The sequence below is a fragment of the Ruegeria sp. G5 genome, assembly GCF_056533365.1.
In genome coordinates, this window is the sequence record NZ_JBQFOK010000005.1 from 307,493 (window position 1) to 329,342 (window position 21,850).

Genomic DNA, 21,850 nt, shown 5'->3' on the forward strand with positions numbered 1-21,850 from the left:
CGTCGGCAGGAGGAGGTTATCCCCTCCTGCTGCGTTCGTGAAAAATGAACCCAATAAAGTTCAACAACACCTGAGCAGCCAAAATCTGAGTACTTTCTGTAGGGTCATAATTCGGTGCAACCTCGACCAGGTCGATCCCGACCACATTGCCTTGTCCTGCGAGACCCTGCAGAATCTCCAGAACGTCATAGTAAAGAAAACCACCGTGGCTGGGCGTACCGGTCCCAGACGCGATCGAGGGGCAGAAGGCGTCAATGTCGATCGTGACATAGTACCGAGCATCCTTGGGGATACGCGCCAAAACGCCCTCTGTACCCAGCTTTCGTACCTGACGTACCGATAGTATGTCTGAACCGCGCGCGCGCGCGTCGTCGTAGCCTTCCTTGGCGGTCGAAGATACGTTGCGGATCCCAAGCTGGGTCATTCCGCTCACATAGGGCTTTTCGATTGCGCGCCGCATTGGGTTGCCATGCCCTGCGGTAACACCATGCCGTTCGTCTACGAAATCCAGGTGAGCGTCGATTTGAACCACATGAATCGGGCCATTCTCTTCGCAGTCATCAGCAAACGCATTGATGCAGGGAATGTTGATCGAGTGATCGCCGCCAATCGTCACGGGCAGGGCGCCTGCGTTCAGAATCTTTTCGACTCCAAACTGGATATTGGCATGGCTTTCGTCGGTCTTGGTGTGAATGATATCCGCATCACCAATGTCGACCATTTGCACCGAGCTATCCAGATAAGTGGCGTCATCCTCATGGTCATACGCACCGGCGTGGCCAAAGCTGAACAGGGTTGAGGCTTCGCGAACGGCGCGCGGACCGAACCTTGCCCCGGACCGCCATTGCGTGCCGAAGTCGAACGGAGCACCCAATATGGCGACGTCCGCGTCGATTTGATCCCAATCCTCGACGTACGGCGATTTTCCAAACGTTGAAATCCCGACGAACGGTAGGTTCAAACGACCACTTGAGTACCCATGCGATGACATTTCGCGATCCTCGTTTCTTGTTCTTCCAAAGCAACTTAGTTGAGATCACACGCTGTGAATAGCGGCGAGGTTTCGGAAGGTCAGCTTGAATGTTTTCCTCTTCAATGTCTATCTGACAGGGACGTTGGAAAGGAAACGCCTTGGAAGCTTTTGAACTGCCACCGGAAACGGGTGTTTTTTACATCAACCTTGACCGCGTACCGGCCAGACGCACCTTTATGGAAGCGCAGTTCGCCCGTGCCGGTCTAGCTGGCGCAACGAGATTCAGCGCCACAGATGGGCAGGTGGCAGGAGCTTTGGACGGAAACGGCTATGTTCCGGGAACCGGCAGCCGCTGGGGTTTGAAGCAAAGTGAAATCGCCTGTTTCGAAAGCCACAGAGCGGTTTGGAAAGCTGCGGTAGAAAAAGGTTTGCGCGCCGTCGCGATCTTTGAAGATGACTTGGAAATGTCGGAAACTGCCGGGCGTGTGATAGTCGATATCCTGCAGCGTGAAGGGGAGTATGACTTTGTCAAACTGGATTATTCACCGCGTTCTTTACGTTTCGGCGCGACGACACAAATTGGCCCGGTGACGGCCCGTCCGATGTTGGAAATGGCACCGAGTGCGGCGGCTTATATTCTGTCACAAACGGCTTGCCGTAAACTACTGGATTGGTCTGTCGAATACTCGGACCACCTGGACGATTTTGTGTCCATTCCGCGTCCGGACTGGCGGATGTTTCAGCTTTTTCCAGCGGTAGGCGTGCAGGTCATCTGGTCCAAACAACAAGCAGAAATCGTGGAAGAAGTTAAGGTGAGCGAACGGTCTCAGGACCATAAAACCAACAGCGGTCTGGACAAGGGACCAACCTGGTTTCGCCTTCAGCGAGAGGTCAAGGCCGCCGGTCGTAAATTATACTGGCGTTTGGGTGGTCAAAAACGGTTGTTGGAGCAGGGCGGCTATTGCGGTTTCATCCCTTGCGCCGAGGACCTGAGCGTCTAAGCGCGCAATCTCTGTGCAGGGTTAACCAATCCCTTACACATCAAGCCTATTAACGTTAACAAAACTGTCGATTTGATATATCGTTGCGGTGTTGTTGTAGGTTAATGCTAGGGTTTTTGGTATGGGCCAGACGATTTACGACAGATATGGCGGCTTCAAAACGATCAGCAGGGTCGTGATGACCTTCTATGAGATGGCCTTGGATTCCGACCAGATTGGCGATCATTTCGAAGACATCGACATGCCTCGGTTGATCGATCATCAGACTAAATTTGTGTCCTCACTGGTGGGTGGGCCCGCGTCTTTTAGCGATGATCGGATACAAGCGGTTCACCAGCACCTCGACATCTCGCATGCGGATTTCGACGAAATGGCGGACTTGTTCGCGCAGGCGCTGGAAATGCATGGCATGGAAGACGACCATATTGAGATTGCTGTTGCAGCTATCGAATCCAAACGTGCGATTATCGTTACGCGTCGCGCGGCATGAGCATTCTCGAGATAAACGAACAATTACTGCGCGCGATCGGCGTCGGAGTGGCCGTGGTCAGGGCATCAGATTTCGGCTTTGTCTTCGTAAATGGCCCCTTCTCGGAATGGTTCGGAGCCCCCAGTGCCGGTCAGACGCTATTGGATGTTTTCCCGGATCTTGATCCACGCGAGTTGGAAGACGTCAAGCAGTCGGGTTTGCGATACTCGGTTGAAATGCAGATGAAACCCAAACGCAGGACGTTAGTCTTTGCGACCGCGGTGTCCCTTGCGACCGGGGCCGAAGAACAGCTGCTGGTCATCGAGTGTCAGAACATCACCCGGATTCGAGAGCTGGAGAGTATGATCGACAGCTACTCAACCATGGTCGAGCGCAATACACGAGAGTTGGAGCGCGAAAAAGAACGGGTTGAAAAGCTGCTGCTCAACCTGATGCCGCGCGCGGTGTATGAGGAATTCAAGACCTTTGGCGTCGTAAGCCCTCAGCTATACGAGCAAGTTTCAGTGGTCATGCTAGACTTTGTCGGGTTCACGGATTTCGCAGCCCGAACCGATCCGACGGTTACGTTGAGCGAATTGAATGATATTTTTACCGCCTTTGACAGGATCGTTGAACAGTTTGGGTGTGATCGGATCAAAACGATCGGCGACGCCTATCTTGCCGTTTCCGGTATGCCTGACGCGTCACCAGACCACGCGACCTCTGTTGCACATTGTGCAGTGCGGTTTCTGCGTTATTTAGAGCGTCGGAATGAAAACCATCCCCACAAATGGCAGGCCCGCGTCGGACTTGGAATGGGGCCGGTCGTAGGTTCTGTCGTTGGTATACAGAAATACGTATATGACGTGTTCGGGCCGGCAGTGAACACGGCTGCACGCCTGCAAGTATTTGCAAACCCGATGGAAATAGTTGCTCCGAACGAAATGAAATATGCGCTGATCGATGAATTTCAGGTGTCCGACTTGGGCCGCGAAAACATCAAGGGTATGGGCGAAATGGATCTGATAAAGGTGTCGTCCGGCCTGAGCATGCCGCAGCCTAAATCGGTACTCTAAAGCCGCTTATTCATCCGGTGGAACCAAACCCAAGCCCCGCAGATATATACCAATACCGGTTTCCAAAAGTTCCTCTGGCGGGAAAGGAGAACTTGCTCCGGTATTGCGTGCGAATAATTCAACGACGCCATGACTCATTGCCCAAATATGCGCGCTGAACATCGAAGCAGGAGGGCGTTTTTCTGGCGGAATGTGTTGCGACAGATCGGCCGCGGCTTTTTCCAATACGTTTTTTGCGCGATTTGACGCCAACGAAAGCTCGGGTGTGCGGTTCACCGAGATACCGCTTTCGAACATGGCGATGTAATGCCCGGGGTGTTTGCGCGCAAAGGCAAGATAGGCGCGCCCCGTTGCCTCAAACGCGGCCAGCGCAGAAGGCTGGCCCTTGTCGTAAGCGTATTGCATGAGGTCAGCAAACATCTCAAAACCCTGACGGGCCGCCTCGGCGATCAGATCTTCGCGCCCTTGATAGTGACGATAGACTGCGGCAGGCGTCACACCGGCGGTTTTGGCGGCCTCGGACAAGGTGAAACCAGTGGGGCCCTTATCTTCGATCAAAGACAAGGCTGCCTCGATCAACGCTTGCTTGAGATTGCCGTGGTGATAGCCGCGTTTTGTCATCCCCTGATCAGTCGCCTTTTTTGTTTTGCCTGTAAAATCAAGACATAGTGTGTCTTCTTGCCCGGGTCCAACGCGCCTTTGGGGTATTCAGGTTTACTGCGCTTCCCAGATTTCCGGACCGCCGCAGATACTGGAATCATTTTCGCCAATAGCATCGGTGTCTTTGGCATCATAGTCCACCGCGTGTAGGACCGTTCTAATCGCAGCGAGGCGGGCGCGTTTTTTGTCGTCGGAACGAACAATGGTCCATGGGCAATTCTCAGAGTGCGTTCGGGTGAGGGTTTCTGAGATTGACTGGCTGTACTCATCCCACTTGGCAAGCCCGGCTATATCGATTGGGCTTAGCTTCCAGTGCTTTAAAGGGTCGGTTTCACGGGCGAGAAAGCGGTTCAACTGTTCTGCGCGGCCAACGTTCAACCAGAATTTGAATAGCTGAATTCCATCATCAACCAACCCAGTCTCGAGCGGAAGGACCTGTCGGAAGAATAGCTCACGTTCTTGCGGCTCACAAAACCCAAACACGTTTTCAACCACGCCTCGGTTGTACCAGCTTCGATCGAAGAAAACGATTTCACCTGCGGACGGCAGATGGGACACGTAGCGTTGGAAATACCACTGGCTTCGTTCTTGATCTGTCGGTTTGCTGAGGGCGACATTGCGCGCGCCTCTGGGATTAAGATTCTCGCGGAAACGTTTGATAGTGCCACCTTTTCCGGCTGCATCCCGACCTTCGAAAACCATGGCGATACGATTGCCGGTTGATTTGACCCAAGCTTGCATCTTGACCAGCTCAATCTGCAGAGCCTCCATCTGTTTTTCATAGTCCTTACGCTTCATTTTTTCGTCGTAAGGATAGGTCGGGTTCAGGATGTCGTCTTTTCCCGCGTTCTCAATCGCTTGCCGAACATCTTTGGGGGCGTTTTCGCGAAAGTATTTTTCGATGGCATCGTTTTCGGAACGGCTCATGAGGTCCCCCAAATAAAATCCATATCTTACTATGAATTAGCCGGGGGATTAACGCAAACCCGCGCGTTGTGCGGCCCGGTCAATGGCTGCGGCAACTTCGGGGGCTGCGACGACCTGCGGCATGTGGCCGATCCCTTCAAGTTCGATCAATTCCGCGCCGGGGATTTGGTCGATCAAACGATTGGAATGCCAGTCCAAACCAACCGTGTCATCCGCCGTTCCGTGTACGATTTCTGTGGGAACGTCTATCTCACCATAGCGCGGCTGTAGCGCGCGTACTTCTTCCAGAAGGTTGGCTCTTTGCTTGGCGTTTGCATGCATCGAGGCGCGTCGGATTGTAAGGCCGGGACCGAAGTGATCCGCGTATCCTTCGGGCGCTGTTTGAGGGGCAAACACGCGATCCAACGCACTTTCGACGTACCAGCTGGGTATAAAGGCGCTGATCAGGGGGAGAGCTAGCGCATTCCCCGTTGGCGTTGAGGCCATCTTGTTAAAGCCATCCAACGGTGTTTCCCACGGGATGGCGGCAGCAGCGATCAACACAAGCCCGGATATATTGTCGGGGCGCGTTATGGCCCACGCCAATGACACCGATCCGCCATAGCTTTGACCGGCAACAATCGGTTTTTCTGCCCCCAAAATCGCTGCAGCTTTTTGCAGGATTTCCGCCTGTTCCGTGATGGTTTCACCATCGGGGTTGAAGCTGGCACTGTACCCCAGTCCCGGCCTGTCAAATACAATGACACGATAGTTCTGGGCCAGAATGGGAGCCAAAGCAAAGGTCATATCGCGTGTATTGCCGCTGGACCCATGGATCAAAACAACGTCTGGTCCTTGGCCCATGACCACCGCGTGAACAGGTATGCCATCAACGTCGACAATCTGCCCTTCGGGTGGAAAATCCACCTCGGTCTGGGCTTCATTCCGGTTGGCGCGCCAAACTGCCAGACCCCATAGCAGGACTAAAACCGTAAGGGTTATGACGCCTGCTCGTATCATTTCGTCAGGCCCTCAGATCGGTCGTATCAACGCCGATCCGACTGATGTCATAGGGCGTGGTTCCGTAGATTTCACTGATCCAGTTGCCGTACAACAAATGTGCATGGCTGCGCCACCTGTTCTGCGGCGTCTGGGTCGGATCGTCATCCGGGTAATAGTTGGCAGGAACGTTGATTGGCGTACCGTTGGCAATGTCCCGGTCGTATTCCTGTTTCAACGTATCCCGATCATACTCAAAATGGTTAAAGATATAGAGCGCCCGATGGCTCGGGTCTTCGACAAGACATGGTCCGACTTCCTCGCTGCCCAACAGAGTAGTCAGTCCCGGTGTATCGTCGATCTCTTCTTGCTTCATCTCGGTCCAACGGCTGACAGGTATGAAGCAGTCGTCCGAAAACCCGCGAAGAAATGGTGATGCCGCATTCAGATTGCGGTGGCGAAAACAGCCAAAGGCCTTGGCATCCAGCATGTGTTTGCGGACGCCGTGGAAGTGGTTGATCATCGCCATACCACCCCAGCATACGCCGAAGGTTGAATGAACGTTAGTCTGGGTCCAATCAAATACTTCGCTGATCTCGTCCCAGTAGGTGACGTCATTGAATTCCAGATGCTCAATCGGCGCCCCGGTTATGATCAGGCCGTCGAACTTTTCGTCTTTGACCTCCTGAAAAGGACGATAGAATTCGGCCATATGCTCGGCAGCCGTATTCTTTGTCCGGTGTTCGGTCATACGGATCAGCGACAGATCTATTTGCAGCGGTGTTGCCCCGATCAGGCGGGCGAACTGGTTCTCTGTCTGGATTTTCTTGGGCATCAGGTTCAGCAAACCGATGCGCAAGGGGCGAATGTCCTGACGCATTGCTTGATCCTCGGCCATGACCATGACGCCTTCTTTGCTGAGGACGTCGAATGCAGGCAGGTCAGAGGGAATCTTGATCGGCATCAGGTGCAAGCCTTTGGAAACAGAGTGTAAGAGGGGTAATTAAGCGCGGTTTGGCTGTGTCTCAAGAGTGCGTTCGATCAACTCGTCGAAATCACCCGCATCACGGACGTTGTGCATGTCGTCTGCCGTTACGGAAACGCCCCAGTTTTCAGCCATAGCTTTGTACCGTGGCTGACGATGCGCCAAGGCTTTGGCGTAGGTCCACCGGACAAAAGCATCGGGGTCCACTTGTGACGGCTCGCAACCCTTTTCCTGAAGGTATTCATCCCATACGCGGGTCAGGAATTCGGGCTGGTATGACATGGGCTTAGGTGCCTTGTCGAATCGGCGGATCAGCTCAGCCGTGTGATCCTCATCCCCCTTGAGCCAGATCATCAGTGTCTGACGCGAAAGCTCGGAGAGTACCTGATCGCGGGGGTCATCGGGATCAACCCACTCGCAGATAGAACCGCCGGTATCACAGATGAAATTGGGGTATTGGTATAGGCGTTCCGCCCGGTCAATGAAGTATTCTGTGTCCAGAAGAGCGTGGATTTCGGCCAGGCGAAACTGCTCCTGACGCCGGCGATACTCAGACAGTTCCAACCCGCCCAAGGCTGGATCACCGGGTTTGCCAAGATACGCGGCCACGGGGGTCAGGTTTTCGAATGAGATATTTGAGCCAATGTAGATTGAGTCGGACAACAGCAGTTCGCGCAAGAAGGGGACCTTCATCGCTTCAGCCTTGGCGTTGTCGGTAATGTATTCCCCCATGTACCGGGTGCCGATCCGGTAATCGATGGAATAGTGGAACCAATTGCCCGAATCCCGCAGGACGTTTGATACGTACGTTTTTCCAAGGCCGGACATGCCGAAGAACAGCACTTTTTTACGCGGGGCGTTTCGCCAGTCTTTTGCCGAGCTGTAAATCATCGACCCATATCCCTTTTTCCGACCTTGCTAAAACGGGCAGGGGGCGGCGTCAATCGGGTCGACCTGAGCGGTTGAGCATAAGTAGTCCCAGCGCAAGAATTGCAAATCCCAGAAAGGCTTGCGGTGGAAGGGTTTCGTCGCGCAGCAGCGACCCCAGGACAATAGCAACGGGCGGGATGACCAGTGTTACAAGCATCAGGTTTCCCGCGCCTGCAAGGGCCAGCACACGGTAATACAACAGGTAAGCACCAGCCGTTGCGATCAACGCGTAGTAGCCAATCGCTGCCCATGTAATTACGGGCAAACTCAGCGACGGAGGACCATCCACAAACAACGTGATTGGAAGGATGAAAAGCGTCGCTCCTGTTAGCATTCCGGCAGCAGCTACGACAGGTGGCAAGCCTGACAAAGTCGCGCGGGCCCAGGCACCTGCCAGGGCATACGATACTGTTCCAGCCAGGATCGCCAGTTGCGCGTAGCTGCGGATGTCAAAGTTGGTGAAGTTCTGCCAGCCTATGGCTGTGGTCACCCCCACAAAACCAAGGCCAACGCCAATGACGCGCGGAAGGGTTAGGCGTTCATCCGCGAAAAAAAATGCCGCGACTAACACACCGAAAATCGCAGTTGTTGCGTTCAGGATCGAAGTTAGACCCGTTTCGATATGTAGCTGTCCCCACGCCATAAGCGTGAACGGTAAGGCGTTGTTCAGCAGACCCATGACTAGGAACGAAAACCAAATGCGCGGCGACGTTGGGACTGGCAAACCCCTCAGCCAGACAACCAGCCACAAAGCCAAAGTCGCCCAGAGCACCCGGTGAAGAACCGATGTCATAACGGGAACCGTATCCAGCGCGATACGGATCGCAACAAAGGATGCTCCCCATATCAATCCGAGTAACAAGAGTTCTGCCCATGCTTTGGCAGAGAGGTGTTTTTGCGTGCTCATGGCTTTGTTTCGCACCCCTGCGCCGATGGCGCGACCCGAAACATGCGAAAACGGCCCCACCTTTTGGGCGAGGCCGTTAATAGTTGTGTTTTTTCCGATTAGTTCAGAGCGTATGTCAGCTGGAGACCAACACTCCAAGCTGAGTTACCCGAAAATTCACCGCCGGTAGTGGTCGTCGCGTCACCGATGTCGGTGTAGCGCAAACCACCTGAGATCTGAGCGTTCTCAATGGTGTAAGTCCCGCCTACGCCGATGCTCCAGAAACCATCTGTCGGGCCGAGGTTCGAAACCTCGGAACCGGTGGTTCTTTCATAACCGACCGACAACGCACCCGAGAATGCATCCGAGAACTGGTATCCGACACCCAGTGTATAGGTGAAGGTGTCGTCCTCGAAGTTCACAAGGTCCGTTCCCCCAGTCAGAGTTGAGAACACATCAGGCGCAACGGCCGCCTGCGGCCAGTCCACCCAGCGGATCGAGCCGAAGACAAGGGTCTTCGGTGCAACACCTGTCTGGAAGTCAAGGTTCACAGACTGCGGTGTTTCAATTTCCGTCGTGCTTTCCTGAGTTACAGGAACAACACCAACTGGTGGGGCACCCGGCGGGACTGGCAGGTCAAACGTCTCTGTCGTACCCAAGTCATGGGTGATTTTCGAGTTATAGACCAGCGAAACACGTGCCGCGATTTCCGGGCGTTCCCATGCGACACCGACCAGGTAGCCGAAATCAATTGCGTCGTCGAAATCGACTTCGTAACCGGCCACGAAGGGAACCGAAACGTTAGCTTCCGCGCGCTGGCCGCGAATACCGCCAATCGCACTGAAACCGCTGCCCAGCTTATAGCGCAAAACGGCTGTCAGGGCGTCTACATCCGCGTCCGCACTGAGAACTCCTGTGCGACCGCCCAGTGGTGCAAGCGGGTTGATGGACAACGGAAAGTTGGAAGGATAGGCAATATCTGCGCCAAATGGCTGATCGTAGATAAGAGCAAAATCCAAAGTGTCAGTAAGGGCGCGCTTGTATGCCAAACCAGGTGAGAAGAAATTCTCGCTCACGTCACCCGACTCGACGCCGTTTTGTTCGCCGCTGATATCGGGTGTGGTGAACCCCAGCCGAGCTTGAACGACCGAGCCGTCCTCAAAGATCACGTTGATGCCCTGTCCGCTGCGATCAAGCCCCCCAGCCTGAGCGCCGGTCGCGCCAACGCATAAAGCGCACGCCTGTAAAAGCGCCTTTTTCATCGAATTCCTCCCATCTTCTGTCCTGTGAGCTGCGCCGTAATGTGGTGTAAAACGCGCAGAAAGATTACTTGTGTCGCTCGATATTCACTCGTCGTTCATTTTAGCGTCAACTGGTGACGGTGCGTTACTTGACACGACTGTTACGCAAAACTGTTGCTAAACTGTTACGATTCTCGGCGTGAACGTTCAGAAAGATACCCGAGAAGATCACCAGAGCGCCCAGAAGCGTCCAATGATCCAGCGGTTCGTGGTAAAGAATCACCCCAACAATCGCGATTGTAGGCAGACGCGCAAAGTCAAACGGGATGACCACTGTGGCCGGGGCAATAGCCAGCGCGTTAGTGATACAATAGTGGGCCAGCAAGCCGGCCAAACCGACTAGCAACAAAAACGGGGCGGTGTCCAAAGTCGGCAGAGTGATGTGCCCATCAATGCCCGAAGCAACCAATCCCAATACAGCCTGAATCACTGTCAGCCAGAACATGATGCAACCTATGCTGGCGAATTGGGTCAGCTTCTTTGTTGATATTGTTGTCAGCGCGAAAAACACAGCCGAGGCTGCCGCGGCTAAGATACCTGCGCTCAGGGGAACGGCTCCGGGGCGTGCAACGATGAGGATGCCCGCAAAGCCAATCAAAGCGGACATGACCCGAACTGTTGTCAGACGTTCCTTCAACAACAAGGGTGATAATAAGATGACCCAAATCGGTTGCGTAAATTCCAGCGCAAATACCTGTGCGAGTGGAGCAACGGAAACAGCATAGAACCACAGGTTTTGCCCCGTAAAATGCAGTACGTTCCGAACGCCATGTAGCCCGAGTCGATGCGTCGAGACTTGGTGCCATTTGCTAGTGACTGTCAAAACCAGGGCCACCACGCAAATCCCGACGAGGCTGCGGAAGAACATGATTTCGAAGGTGTCGTGCGTCACGCTCAGTTCGCGCCCGGCGACAGCCATGGAAGAAAACGACGCAATCGCCCCGGTCATCCATAGTGCAACTTTGCCGATCTGAGGTTTTTTGGTGTCCATGACGCGTCTTTACATGCGTGGAGGTTCGACTTGGGAACAAAACAGAGTTCCGAGTTTTCGCAATAAAAAAAGCCGGGTCAGTGCCCGGCTTTGCGCTATTCCCATTCGATCGTTCCCGGAGGCTTCGACGTGATATCATAGGTACATCTGTTGATACCTTTGACTTCGTTGATGATCCGCGTTGCGGTCTCTCCCAGAAACTCGTGGCTAAAGGGGTAATAGTCTGCGGTCATTCCATCTACCGAGGTTACTGCGCGCAGCGCACATGCATAATCGTAAGTGCGTCCATCGCCCATAACGCCGACAGTGCGGACCGGAAGGATCGCGACGAAAGCCTGCCAGATCTCATCATAAAGACCATGTTTCCGGATTTGGTCGATATAGACCGCGTCAGCTTCGCGTAGAATATCAAGTTTTTCACGCGTGATCTCACCGGGGCAACGAATGGCCAGACCGGGCCCAGGAAAGGGATGGCGGCCGATAAAGCTTTGGGGCAGGCCCAGTTCACGGCCCAATGCGCGCACTTCGTCTTTGAACAACTCTCGCAGTGGTTCAACCAGTTTGAGGCCCATTTTCTCGGGCAAGCCGCCGACATTGTGGTGAGACTTGATTGTTACGGAAGGACCGCCAGAGAAAGAGACCGATTCAATCACATCGGGATAAAGCGTGCCTTGAGCAAGGAACTCAGCCCCGTCAATTGTATCTGCGTGTTTCTGGAACACGTCGATGAACAGCTTGCCGATGATCTTACGCTTGGTTTCAGGATCGCTTTGCCCTTCAAGCTCGCCGAGGAAAAGTTCACTTTCGTCTGCGTGGATCAGTTGGATGTTATAATTGTCCCGGAACATGCCGACGACTTCATCCGCCTCGTTCTTGCGCAACAGCCCGTGATCGACAAAGACGCAGGTCAATTGGTCGCCGATCGCCTCGTGGATCAGAATTGCCGCGACCGAGCTATCAACGCCGCCGGACAAACCACAGATTACCTTTTTATCGCCTACCTGCGCACGAATCTGCTCGATCATCTGCTCGCGGTAGGCACCCATGGTCCAGTCGCCGCTGAACCCGGCCAGTTTTACGAAGTTCTCGTATAGTTTTGCGCCCTTGGGGGTGTGGTGAACCTCGGGGTGGAACTGAACGGCATAGAAGTGCCGGTTCGGATCGGCCGTTATCGCAAATGGTGCATTGGGTGAGGTGCCGTAAACCTCAAAACCCGGGGCGATCTGGCTGACATGGTCACCGTGGCTCATCCAGACCTGTTCGTCGCCTTCGGCAAACCAGCCGTCCAGAATATCCAGTCTGTTATTGGGTGTAACGAACGCCCGCCCGAACTCGGCAGTGCCGTGCCCGCTTTCGACTTTGCCGCCCAATTGATGCATCATGACCTGCTGGCCATAACAAATCCCAAGGATAGGAACGCCGTAATCAAAGATCTCTTGGGGCGCGCGAGGGGATCCGTCGCGCGTTACGCTGTCTGGGCCGCCCGAGAAAATCACAGCCTTGGGGGCCATTCCGCGCACAAATTCCATTGTGACGTTCTGATAAGGGTGGATTTCGCAATAGACGTTCAACTCACGCAGGCGTCGCGCAATAAGCTGCGTTACCTGGCTGCCGAAGTCGATAATCAGAAGGCGGTCATGCGTGTCTTGGGTCATGGTTGGCTATTAGGTTGCAAGCCTTGCATGTGCAAGCTCTATGACGCCAATTATGCAGGGTGAAACCCGGAAAGAGGTCGAAATGCCTGAGATCATCATTCGCCGCGCCATCCGAGATGATGCAAACGGCGCGACCGAGTGCATTCAGGCTGCCTATGCCCAAGCGTTGGTGGATATCCCTGACATGCCAAATGTCGCCGGCGGAGTGGCGGATGATATCACCGGTCATCAAGCTTGGGTTGCCGTGTCCGGGCGTGATGTGGTGGGCTTCATCGTTTTTGATCAGGTCGATGATTGCGTCATGATTTTCAATCTCGCCGTTTCGCCTTTGGCGCAGGGAGAAGGGCTTGCAAGGAAACTGATGAACCTGGCTGAAAAGGCGGGTAAGGACGCGGGCTTGCACTGCCAAAGGCTTCGAACACATCAAAAGATGCAAAAGACGGTTTCCATGTACCAACATCTGGGCTGGGTGACGGTCGAGGTTTCGGGAAACAGCATCCTGATGGAAAAACCTTTGGATTGAGGTGATGGCGGGCTTGTCAAAAGACGCCGCTTAGATGTCGCTTTTTCCCCTATAGCGCCGCAATCCATATGCTTGGCATTGGTCGGTTCCTTTAACAAAATCATCAAATCAACCAATAGACGGGATCTTCTCATGGCTGAGGCAAACACCCGGCGTCGGGCAAGAGGTGGCGGTGGCGCCGCCCGCCGGGCCGAACGCACTGCGGTTCGCATCGAAACCGCCAAATACATCGAACGTAATATTCCGAATTTCGAAGTTCTGAACGAAGAAGCGTTGCAGATCATCGAAGCAAACGCGGAAACAATTCTGGCTGAAGTCGGCGTAAACTTTGTCGACAACCCGTCAGCGTTGGAGCGGTGGAAAAACGCGGGCGCAGATGTGGATGGAGAACGTGTTCGCATCCCTCGCGGCTTGGCGCGCGAGTTGATCAAGACAGCGCCCAGCGAGTTTACGCAGCATGCGCGTAACCCCGAAAAATCGGTGGTTATCGGCGGGCGAAATCTGGTTTTGGCCCCTGTTTATGGCCCCCCGTTTGTACGGGATGCTCAGGGCGGTCGTCGTTATGCTACGATGGACGATTTCAACAAGTTCGTGAAACTGGCATACATGTCCAAGTGGCTGCACCACTCGGGCGGAACCGTGTGCGAGCCGACGGATATTCCGGTGAACAAGCGCCATTTGGATATGCTGATGGCCCATATGACCTTGTCGGATAAACCGTTCATGGGGTCCGTAACCGACCCAAGCCGCGCGCAAGACTCTGTCGAAATGTGCGAGATTCTGTTCGGCAAAGACTTTGTTCAGCAAAACACGGTCATGACGTCGCTGACCAACATCAACTCGCCGATGACCTTCGACGATGTGATGATGGGGTCGCTTGAGGTTTACGCCGCAAACAACCAGGCATGCATCATCTCGCCCTTTATTGTCGGGGGCGCGATGGCGCCTGTGTCGGTCGCCGGGACGTTGACGCAGGTTCTGGCCGAAGTTTTGGCCGGTGTCTCGTACAGCCAGATCGTGCGGCCGGGTGCACCTGCGATCTTTGGTGCTTTCGTGTCTTCCATCGACATGAACTCAGGGGCGCCGACGTTTGGAACGCCCGAAGCGTCGATGGTGACCTATGGGGCAGGGCAACTGGCACGCCGACTTGGGCTGCCGTTCCGTTCGGCCGGCTCCTTCTGTGGTTCCAAACTACCCGACGCGCAGGCGGCGTTCGAGACCGCTAATTCGTTGAACATGGGCCTGATGTCCGGTGTGAACTTTATGCTTCACGCTTGCGGCTGGCTCGAAGGCGGCCTTGTCGCTGACTTTGAGAAGTTCGTGATGGATGCCGATCAGTTGGGCGTTTTGCACGGCCTCGCCAAAGGGATCGCCTATGACGAAAACGCTCAGGCGATGGACGCGATCCGTGAAGTTGGGCCCGGTGGTCACTATCTTGGGTGCGCGCACACACAAGCGAACTTCAAGGAAGCGTTCTGGAAGTCCGAGTTGCTGGACTACAAACCCTATGAGACCTGGGAAGACGAAGGCGCGCGGGACACGCGGCAACTGGCCTCGGAACGGGTCGAACACTTGTTGGCCAACTACCAACAGCCGCAGCTCGACCCGGCAATCCATGCCGCTCTGAACGAGTACATTGAAAAGAAAAAGGCATCCATGCCGGATGCCTTCGCCTGATTACTGATACTGCGCGGCGCGGCTGGCTTTGTACAGCTGCGCCTCGCCCAAAAGCGCGATGAGCACATCCAGGTGCCGTGCCAGAGAATATGCGGCATCCTCGGCCAGACGTAGCGCGTTAACTTCTTTCTCCAGCTCTAAAAGTCGGACAAGCGCAGCGCCTGTGCTTGGCAGAGAACCGTAGCCCAGCAGACGCTGAAGGTGGCGATCCCGATCATAATCCCGCGCCCCATGTCTTGCGGCCCGCGCCAAAAGGCGAGGGCGGCGAAGGGCGGTAATCATGGTCATCAGGTCCTGCATTTTCTGGATTCCTTGTCCGAATGAAAGTCGCCACTTTTGTCACACAACTTTAACGGGTGTTGCCTTGGGTGCTTTCCCTCCGAACTCTGACTTCACCAGTGTTTATGATTTTAAATCAAATCTGGCACTTACCGCCTTGGGTTAACGAACGAGTAACGAAAGCAACTCTAGTTAGTTTTGGTTAACAAATTCATCGGGGGCGATTGAGAACGGAATTGTTTTGTCGACGAGGGCAAGTAACTATGGAAAATAACATGGCTTTCACCATTCCGGCTTGGGTACCTGAAGGCGCACAGCGATATCTTGCGCATACCGAGACCGGTCAGTCGATCCGCGACATCGCGCGATCAGCGGGGTGCCATGCTTCGACAATACTCAGACAAATACGCCGTATCGAAATGCGGCGCGATGATCCGCTGGTTGATGCCGCACTACAGACCCTGGCTGCGGATCATTTTTCGGAAAACGGGATACCAGAACGTTCGTTTGCAGCGTTGCAAGAAGAAGATGCGGTTGCCGCCGAAGAGGATTTCAATCGCGAGGCCCTGCGCGTACTTCGCCGCCTGTGCGAAACTGGTGCTGTTCTGGCTGTTGCCGAAGACATGGACAAGGCGGTCGTCGTGCGAGATGCGGGCGAATGCGGCACTACCAGAACGGCTGTTGTCGAATGCAAGACCGCGCAGGCGTTGGCATTGAAGGACTGGATCACTTGCGACAACCCTGGACGCATCTCACGCTATCGGATTTCCGCTGCTGGTCGCAATGCGCTTAGTCAATTAATCGCAGACACAGAGAATAGGGCCCGAACACGTAATGAGTTTGGGATGGCCGAAGCTCAGGCCTCGTTCAAGGCCGCTCCATCCCGCGCGCAACCGGGGCTGGATAGCAATCAAAGACAACGGCGTATTCGGTACAGCACAGCCGAAAGCCCTTTGATTGCCTTAGCGCGCCGACGTGATCGTGACGGCAAACCCTTTCTTGACGAGAGCCTTGTGCGCGCCGGAGAGCATTTGCGCGAAGACTTTGAGATAGCGCAGATTGGGCCTCAGGTCGCGCAGAACTGGGATAGCTTTTTAACCGCGGGCGGGCGCGGTAGTTTTGGGTCGGGTGTTTCGGACGGTCGCGGGTTTTCTGACGCACGGGATCGGGTTGAACGCGCGCTGTCAGACCTCGGACCCGGTTTAAGTGATGTTGCCTTGCGCTGTTGCTGCTACCTTGAAGGGCTGGAATTGGCTGAGAAACGTATGGGATGGTCCGCACGATCCGGAAAGATAGTGTTGCGGATCGCGTTGCAGCGCCTCAAACGCCACTATCAGGATCAAGCGGAGAAGAGCCGTTTGATTGGCTGAAAGCCATAATTCAGGGTTGAAGGATTGGGCGGTGGTGATAGTCAAAGGTTATGAACTTTACGCTCCGCCAGCTTCAATACTTCAACGCTGTCGCAGAACAGCGCAACTTTGGGCGCGCGGCACAGGTTTGCAATGTGTCTCAGCCAGCGCTTTCGGTGCAGGTGAAGTCGTTGGAAGATACTCTTGGTGGTGCGCTTTTCGAACGACAGGCCCGGGATATTCTTCTAACACCACTCGGACGCGATGTTCTGGAATACGCACGGCAGGTATTGGGATCTGCACAAAGACTGGATCAGTTCGCACGGGATCATTCCGGGGGGCACCGGTCCTTGTCTATTGGGATTATCCCCACGATTGCGCCTTATCTGCTACCGGGCGTTCTGGCAGGGCTCAGATCGTCTGATGTATCACTCAGGGTGCAAGTGCGAGAGGCGCGGACTGAACGACTGCTAGCGATGCTCCGGGCCGGAGAGATTGATGCCGGGATCGTTGCGCTGCCAACAGGTGATAGTGAACTGATCGAGCTGCCTTTGTTCGAAGACCGGTTCTTATTGGCGGGCAGCGCGGGTCGTATTCAGGATATGGCACAGGACCCTGAATCTTTGCGGCCGGTCGACCTCAAAACGTCTCAATTGATGCTTTTGGACGATGGGCATTGTTTGACTGATCAGGCCCTGGAGGTTTGCGGGCAGGATCGCAGTAGCGGTTTGATCAACATGGGGGCATCTTCTTTGGCCACGTTGTCGCGCCTTGTGGCAGAAGGGTTTGGGTTAACCCTGATGCCGGAATTGGCGGCGCGTGCTGAAACGCACGCTGTTCCCGGTCTTGTATTGCAGCGTTTTGGCACGCCACAGCCATCCCGTACCGTTGGGCTTGTTCGACGTGTATCGACAGCAACAGAGGATTGGTTCGACAGTCTGGCAAATGTTATTCGCGTTGTCGGGGACGAGATCGTGACCGCCACCAGAATGCCATAAGGCCCGCCAAAAAGCGGGCCTTTGAACGCTAGAATTTAAGCAAGTGCGGGTTCCTTGGCTTCGTTCAGATGTGTCATCAGGTTTTCAGGGGACGACACGCCATAAGGATCCTCGGGGCAATTATCCATCAAACCGGGTTCTTCGAACCAGGCCTCGACGACGCCGTCGTTGACAATCGCCGCATAGCGCCACGAGCGCATGCCAAAGCCAAGGTTATCCTTGTCCACCAGCATACCCATCTTTCGAGTGAATTCGCCTGAGCCGTCTGGGATAACCTTTACGTTCTTCAATCCCTGATCCTGAGCCCATTTGTTCATGACAAAGCTGTCGTTTACCGACATGCAGTAAATCTCATCAATGCCTTCAGCTAGGAAATCTGCATAGCCGTTTTCAAATCCGGGCAGTTGATAGGTTGAGCATGTGGGCGTGAACGCGCCCGGTAGCGAAAACAGGATGACCCGCTTACCCGCAAAGTAGTCCGCTGTGGTTTTATCCTCCCAGCGGAAGGGGTTCGTGCCTTCGATCTGTTCGTCGCGTACGCGGGTGTGAAAGGTGACCGCAGGCAGTTTTGCGCCAGTCTTCATTTATGAGCTCCGTTAAGCTTTTGGTGTTTTTTGGCGGTGTCTAAAACAGTTGTGGAGCGGCTTCAATGTGCGATTTTCTGCAAGTGAGAGAATCTTAGTTGTCTGAAAAATATAGCTTAAAACGGACTTTTAGGTATTATTCGATATTATGAATGCTGTGCTGCAGCATTTTCGTTGCATGGCGGATATGTCTCAGTGGCATAGTACACATGGGTGTACTATGTTACAGGTCAGCAAATTGACCCAAAGTCAGGAAAGCCAGCTGTGCGTGATCTGAAGATCCCCGAACAACGTCACCCTGAAAAAGCGCATAAACCCGATAATGCGCAACCGAAGAAACCCAACTGGATCCGTGTAAAGGCGCCAGGCGGAAAAGGGTATGCCGACACGCGCCGGATCATGCGCGACAACAATCTTGTAACTGTGTGTGAAGAGGCCGGGTGCCCGAACGTTGGCGAATGCTGGAGCCAGGGCCACGCGACCATGATGATCATGGGCGAGATTTGTACCCGTGGCTGTACATTCTGCAACATTGCAACAGGTCGCCCGGATGCGCTGGACGTTTTCGAACCGGGCCGGGTTGCGCATGCAGTTGAAAAACTTGGTCTGAACCACGTGGTAATCACCTCGGTTGACCGGGACGACCTTGAGGATGGCGGGGCGGATCACTTTGCTCAGACGATCCGTGCCATTCGTCACCGGTCGCCGAAAACAACGATTGAGATTTTGACACCGGACTTTCTGAAATGCGCACCGTCGGTGCTGGAGGTCGTGGTTGAGGCGAAACCGGACGTGTTCAACCATAACCTTGAAACGGTTCCCGGACTGTACCCCGAGGTGCGTCCTGGTGCGCGTTACTTCCACTCGCTGCGCTTGCTGCAGCGGGTCAAGGAACTGGATCCGTCGATCTTCACAAAGTCCGGTATCATGGTCGGCTTGGGTGAAGAAGAACAGCAGGTGCGTCAGGTGATGGATGATATGCGCGCAGCCGATATCGATTTTCTCACGATTGGTCAGTATTTGCAGCCGACCCCGAAACACCATGCTGTGGATCGCTTCGTTACACCGGATGAGTTCGCGTCTTACGAAAAGGCGGCATATGGCAAAGGCTTCCTGATGGTATCGGCCACGCCATTGACGCGATCATCCTACCATGCCGGCGACGATTTCGCCCGCTTGCAGGATGCGCGCCAAAAGGCACTGACCCAAGGTTGACCCCGGACACACTGACGAAGCTGACTGCGCTGCGGCGCGAGTTGCACATGTATCCTGAACTGTCTGGTCAGGAGCAAAATACGGCCGCCCGTATGGCTGACCTGTTGTCCAAGGCTGGTGCAGATCGGGTAATGACTCAGCTTGGTGGGCATGGTGTGGCCGCGGTGTTTGACAGTGGCAAGCCGGGGCCGACGGTCGCGATCAGGTGTGAACTGGACGGATTGCCGATCGAGGATTTGGGTCAGTCCGATTACACTTCGCGCGTTCCGGGCAAAGGGCATCTGTGTGGGCATGATGGGCACATGGTAATGGTGCTTGCCGTCGCCCAATCACTGGGGCAAAGACGTTCGGCAAAAGGGAAAGTCGCCCTTGTTTTTCAGCCTGCCGAAGAAACGGGGCAGGGTGCGATAGCTTATCGCAACGATCCACGTTTTGCCGAGATTGCGCCTGACTACATCTTTGCGCTGCACAACTTGCCGGGGCTGGACCTCGGAAGGATCGAATTGTGCAAGGGCCCGACCAATTGCGCTTCGCGCGGCATGCGGATCACGTTGACTGGCAAGACGTCTCACGCAGCCGCGCCGCAAGATGGCATTTCACCGGCCAAAGCGGTGTCGTCTCTTATGCCATTGCTTGCAGATTTGGGTGCAGGAGGGGATCTGAACGCCGAATTTGCGCTGACCACGGTAACACACGCCAATTTGGGTCAACCGACTTTTGGCGTCTCTCCGGGTCAGGCAGAGATTTGGGTCACCTTACGCACCGTGTCCGACACTCGGATGCAGCAACTGGTAACCGAGGCAGAGCATATCGTGAACCGCACTGCCGCAGAACACAGTTTGCAAGTTTACATCGCGTATGACGATGTATTCGAGGCTTGCGTGAACGATAGCGAAGCCGTTTCCGCGCTGGTATGCGGCTTTGAAGATCAGGGTGTGCATTTTGAACTGACGTCGCTGCCACAAAAGTTCTCTGAGGATTTTGGACAATTCGGCAAGAGCGCCAAGGCGGCTATGTTGTGGTTGGGGGCTGGACGCGATCACCCGCAACTCCACAATCCCGACTATGACTTTCCAGACGAATTGATACCGGTTGGATCAGGGGTATTCCTGTCGACCATCCGACATTTGCTGGGCTGAGCTAGGGCTTAAAGCGGGTCCATTCCCCTTTGGCCCAATCTGGCCACCAGCCCATGTATTCGATCCCGCCAATCAGCAAGACAAAAAGCACGATACCAAACACGAACTTTACGCGCTTTTCCGAAGGCGGATTTCGCGCCCACAACGACATTCGAAAAAGGTGGCGTGGATTCATTCCAACCTCGATCAGTCTTCGGTGAAACGCACTTTGCCGATAAAGGGCAGGTTGCGGTTACGTTGCGCAAAGTCGATCCCATACCCAACGACAAATTCATCCGGAATCTCAAAGCCGATCCAATCCGAGCGGAAATCGACCTCACGACGACTGGGTTTGTCCAACAATGCGATGGACTTCAATCGGCTTGGTTTTCGACTGCGCAACAGCTTGGTTACGTGATTCAAGGTGTGGCCCGTATCCACAATGTCTTCGACAACAAGAACATCCCGGCCTTCAATTGCGCCGCGCAGGTCTTTCAGGATACGCACTTCGCGGCTGCTTTCCATCGCGTCGCCGTAAGAGGATGCCTCAAGAAAGTCGACCTCGATAGGCAGGTCCAGCTCTCGGACAAGGTCGGCAATAAACACGAAACTGCCACGCAGCAATCCGACCACGACCAGCTTGTCGGTATTGCCGAATTCCAGCGTGATTTCGCGACACAGCTCTTCGATCCGGGCGGCGATTGCCTTTGCCGAGATCATCTCATCTATCACATATGCGCGGTCGCTCATCGTTGCCCCCTTGATCTTTGGCGCGCAACATACGAAATCACGCGCCATTGTCACCTGTTAATACCGGACGCCATGCCTACCCATTCGGAAACCCGACACCTGCCATATACCGCTCAGCAGATGTATGATCTGGTGGCCGATGTGGCGAAATACCCCGAGTTTTTGCCATGGTGTGCCGCCGCCCGCATCCGCCGAACGTACGCTGCGGGTGAGGCTCAGGTGATGGAAGCCGACCTGATCATATCGTTCAAAGTGTTTCGCGAACGTTTTGGCAGCCGGGTTACCTTGTTTGCCGAACAGCGCAGGATCGACACCGAGTATCTGGACGGCCCGTTCAAATACATGAAGTCAGACTGGCAGTTCGAGGACGCAGCGGACGGAGGATGCAACATCTCGTTCCACGTGGATTTCGAATTTAAGAACGCAATCCTGCAAGGCATTATCGGGGTTGTTTTCAATGAGGCCATGCAGCGTGTTGTCCGCGCTTTCGAAAGCCGTGCCGCAGATTTGTACGGCTAAGGCTTT

Annotated in this window: 24 protein-coding genes; 10 read left to right on the forward strand and 14 right to left on the reverse strand. The window is 54.6% G+C overall.

The features are described from left to right. Positions 1–16: 16 nt before the first annotated feature. Positions 17–991, reverse strand: a complete 975-nt coding sequence (gene speB, locus ACR0BD_RS11685; protein WP_480830595.1) for an agmatinase — start codon at positions 989–991, stop codon at positions 17–19. A gap of 140 nt (positions 992–1,131) precedes the next feature. Here speB and ACR0BD_RS11690 point away from each other — a divergent pair, with 140 nt between their 5' ends. The 3 genes from ACR0BD_RS11690 (at position 1,132) to ACR0BD_RS11700 (ending at position 3,519) form a co-directional block, all read left to right on the forward strand. Further along, on the forward strand, positions 1,132–1,974 hold the full coding sequence (locus tag ACR0BD_RS11690) for a glycosyltransferase family 25 protein (protein ID WP_480830597.1): 843 nt from the start codon (positions 1,132–1,134) through the stop codon (positions 1,972–1,974). A gap of 121 nt (positions 1,975–2,095) precedes the next feature. Beyond that, the gene (locus tag ACR0BD_RS11695; protein WP_480830599.1) at positions 2,096–2,464 is read left to right on the forward strand and encodes a group I truncated hemoglobin; all 369 of its coding nucleotides are present in this window, start codon (positions 2,096–2,098) and stop codon (positions 2,462–2,464) included. After that, complete coding sequence (locus ACR0BD_RS11700; protein ID WP_480830601.1) at positions 2,461–3,519, forward strand: adenylate/guanylate cyclase domain-containing protein; 1,059 nt, start codon at positions 2,461–2,463, stop codon at positions 3,517–3,519. Before ACR0BD_RS11695 ends, ACR0BD_RS11700 begins: the two co-directional genes overlap by 4 nt. A gap of 6 nt (positions 3,520–3,525) precedes the next feature. Here the strand turns inward: ACR0BD_RS11700 and ACR0BD_RS11705 are convergent, their stop codons facing one another. From ACR0BD_RS11705 to guaA, 9 genes are all read right to left on the reverse strand, one after another. Beyond that, a complete protein-coding gene (locus ACR0BD_RS11705) occupies positions 3,526–4,140 on the reverse strand; it encodes a TetR/AcrR family transcriptional regulator (RefSeq protein ID WP_480830604.1) in 615 nt (204 codons plus the stop codon). A gap of 93 nt (positions 4,141–4,233) precedes the next feature. Next, positions 4,234–5,106 carry a polyphosphate kinase 2 gene (ppk2, locus tag ACR0BD_RS11710; RefSeq protein WP_480830607.1) on the reverse strand — a complete coding sequence of 291 codons (873 nt, stop codon included), beginning with the start codon at positions 5,104–5,106 and terminating at the stop codon, positions 4,234–4,236. Positions 5,107–5,154: 48 nt separating this feature from the next. Beyond that, complete coding sequence (locus tag ACR0BD_RS11715; protein ID WP_480830609.1) at positions 5,155–6,105, reverse strand: alpha/beta fold hydrolase; 951 nt, start codon at positions 6,103–6,105, stop codon at positions 5,155–5,157. Between the two features lie 4 nt (positions 6,106–6,109). Beyond that, a complete protein-coding gene (gene metA / locus ACR0BD_RS11720) occupies positions 6,110–7,048 on the reverse strand; it encodes a homoserine O-acetyltransferase MetA (protein WP_480830611.1) in 939 nt (312 codons plus the stop codon). A gap of 39 nt (positions 7,049–7,087) precedes the next feature. Next, complete coding sequence (locus ACR0BD_RS11725) at positions 7,088–7,960, reverse strand: ATPase (protein WP_480697332.1); 873 nt, start codon at positions 7,958–7,960, stop codon at positions 7,088–7,090. 49 nt (positions 7,961–8,009) lie between these two features. Then, positions 8,010–8,906: a DMT family transporter gene (locus ACR0BD_RS11730; RefSeq protein WP_480830613.1), complete on the reverse strand. Its 897-nt coding sequence runs from the start codon at positions 8,904–8,906 to the stop codon at positions 8,010–8,012. Between the two features lie 98 nt (positions 8,907–9,004). Further along, positions 9,005–10,147: an OmpP1/FadL family transporter gene (locus ACR0BD_RS11735; RefSeq protein WP_480830615.1), complete on the reverse strand. Its 1,143-nt coding sequence runs from the start codon at positions 10,145–10,147 to the stop codon at positions 9,005–9,007. 124 nt (positions 10,148–10,271) lie between these two features. Continuing rightward, entirely contained in the window at positions 10,272–11,177 is a 906-nt protein-coding gene (locus ACR0BD_RS11740; protein WP_480830618.1) for a DMT family transporter, read from the reverse strand. Positions 11,178–11,272: 95 nt separating this feature from the next. Further along, positions 11,273–12,832 carry a glutamine-hydrolyzing GMP synthase gene (guaA, locus tag ACR0BD_RS11745; RefSeq protein ID WP_480830620.1) on the reverse strand — a complete coding sequence of 520 codons (1,560 nt, stop codon included), beginning with the start codon at positions 12,830–12,832 and terminating at the stop codon, positions 11,273–11,275. Between the two features lie 40 nt (positions 12,833–12,872). On the opposite strand from guaA, the gene ACR0BD_RS11750 reads away from it, so the two are divergent. Both ACR0BD_RS11750 and ACR0BD_RS11755 read left to right on the forward strand, forming a co-directional pair. Further along, complete coding sequence (locus ACR0BD_RS11750) at positions 12,873–13,355, forward strand: GNAT family N-acetyltransferase (RefSeq protein ID WP_480830621.1); 483 nt, start codon at positions 12,873–12,875, stop codon at positions 13,353–13,355. A gap of 132 nt (positions 13,356–13,487) precedes the next feature. Further along, the gene (locus ACR0BD_RS11755) at positions 13,488–15,032 is read left to right on the forward strand and encodes a trimethylamine methyltransferase family protein (RefSeq protein ID WP_480697320.1); all 1,545 of its coding nucleotides are present in this window, start codon (positions 13,488–13,490) and stop codon (positions 15,030–15,032) included. Here the strand turns inward: ACR0BD_RS11755 and ACR0BD_RS11760 are convergent, their stop codons facing one another. Further along, on the reverse strand, positions 15,033–15,332 hold the full coding sequence (locus ACR0BD_RS11760; protein WP_480697318.1) for a DUF6477 family protein: 300 nt from the start codon (positions 15,330–15,332) through the stop codon (positions 15,033–15,035). 242 nt (positions 15,333–15,574) lie between these two features. On the opposite strand from ACR0BD_RS11760, the gene ACR0BD_RS11765 reads away from it, so the two are divergent. Both ACR0BD_RS11765 and ACR0BD_RS11770 read left to right on the forward strand, forming a co-directional pair. Then, complete coding sequence (locus ACR0BD_RS11765) at positions 15,575–16,681, forward strand: DUF6456 domain-containing protein (RefSeq protein WP_480830624.1); 1,107 nt, start codon at positions 15,575–15,577, stop codon at positions 16,679–16,681. Between the two features lie 50 nt (positions 16,682–16,731). Beyond that, on the forward strand, positions 16,732–17,658 hold the full coding sequence (locus ACR0BD_RS11770) for a hydrogen peroxide-inducible genes activator (protein WP_480697314.1): 927 nt from the start codon (positions 16,732–16,734) through the stop codon (positions 17,656–17,658). Between the two features lie 35 nt (positions 17,659–17,693). On the opposite strand, the gene ACR0BD_RS11775 is transcribed toward ACR0BD_RS11770, so the two are convergent. Then, positions 17,694–18,242 (reverse strand): redoxin family protein, encoded by a 549-nt coding sequence (locus ACR0BD_RS11775; RefSeq protein ID WP_480830626.1) that lies wholly within the window; start codon positions 18,240–18,242, stop codon positions 17,694–17,696. 264 nt (positions 18,243–18,506) lie between these two features. Here ACR0BD_RS11775 and lipA point away from each other — a divergent pair, with 264 nt between their 5' ends. After that, on the forward strand, positions 18,507–19,457 hold the full coding sequence (lipA, locus tag ACR0BD_RS11780) for a lipoyl synthase (protein ID WP_480830628.1): 951 nt from the start codon (positions 18,507–18,509) through the stop codon (positions 19,455–19,457). Continuing rightward, complete coding sequence (locus ACR0BD_RS11785) at positions 19,454–20,596, forward strand: amidohydrolase (RefSeq protein WP_480830630.1); 1,143 nt, start codon at positions 19,454–19,456, stop codon at positions 20,594–20,596. Before lipA ends, ACR0BD_RS11785 begins: the two co-directional genes overlap by 4 nt. Before the next feature lies 1 nt (position 20,597). Here the strand turns inward: ACR0BD_RS11785 and ACR0BD_RS11790 are convergent, their stop codons facing one another. Both ACR0BD_RS11790 and hpt read right to left on the reverse strand, forming a co-directional pair. Then, positions 20,598–20,747, reverse strand: coding sequence for a hypothetical protein (locus tag ACR0BD_RS11790; RefSeq protein WP_480830632.1), 150 nt, complete (start codon positions 20,745–20,747; stop codon positions 20,598–20,600). Positions 20,748–20,782: 35 nt separating this feature from the next. Then, complete coding sequence (gene hpt / locus ACR0BD_RS11795; protein ID WP_480697304.1) at positions 20,783–21,325, reverse strand: hypoxanthine phosphoribosyltransferase; 543 nt, start codon at positions 21,323–21,325, stop codon at positions 20,783–20,785. A gap of 72 nt (positions 21,326–21,397) precedes the next feature. Between hpt and ACR0BD_RS11800 the strand changes: the two genes are divergently transcribed. Then, the gene (locus ACR0BD_RS11800) at positions 21,398–21,844 is read left to right on the forward strand and encodes a type II toxin-antitoxin system RatA family toxin (RefSeq protein WP_480830634.1); all 447 of its coding nucleotides are present in this window, start codon (positions 21,398–21,400) and stop codon (positions 21,842–21,844) included. Positions 21,845–21,850 lie beyond the last annotated feature (6 nt).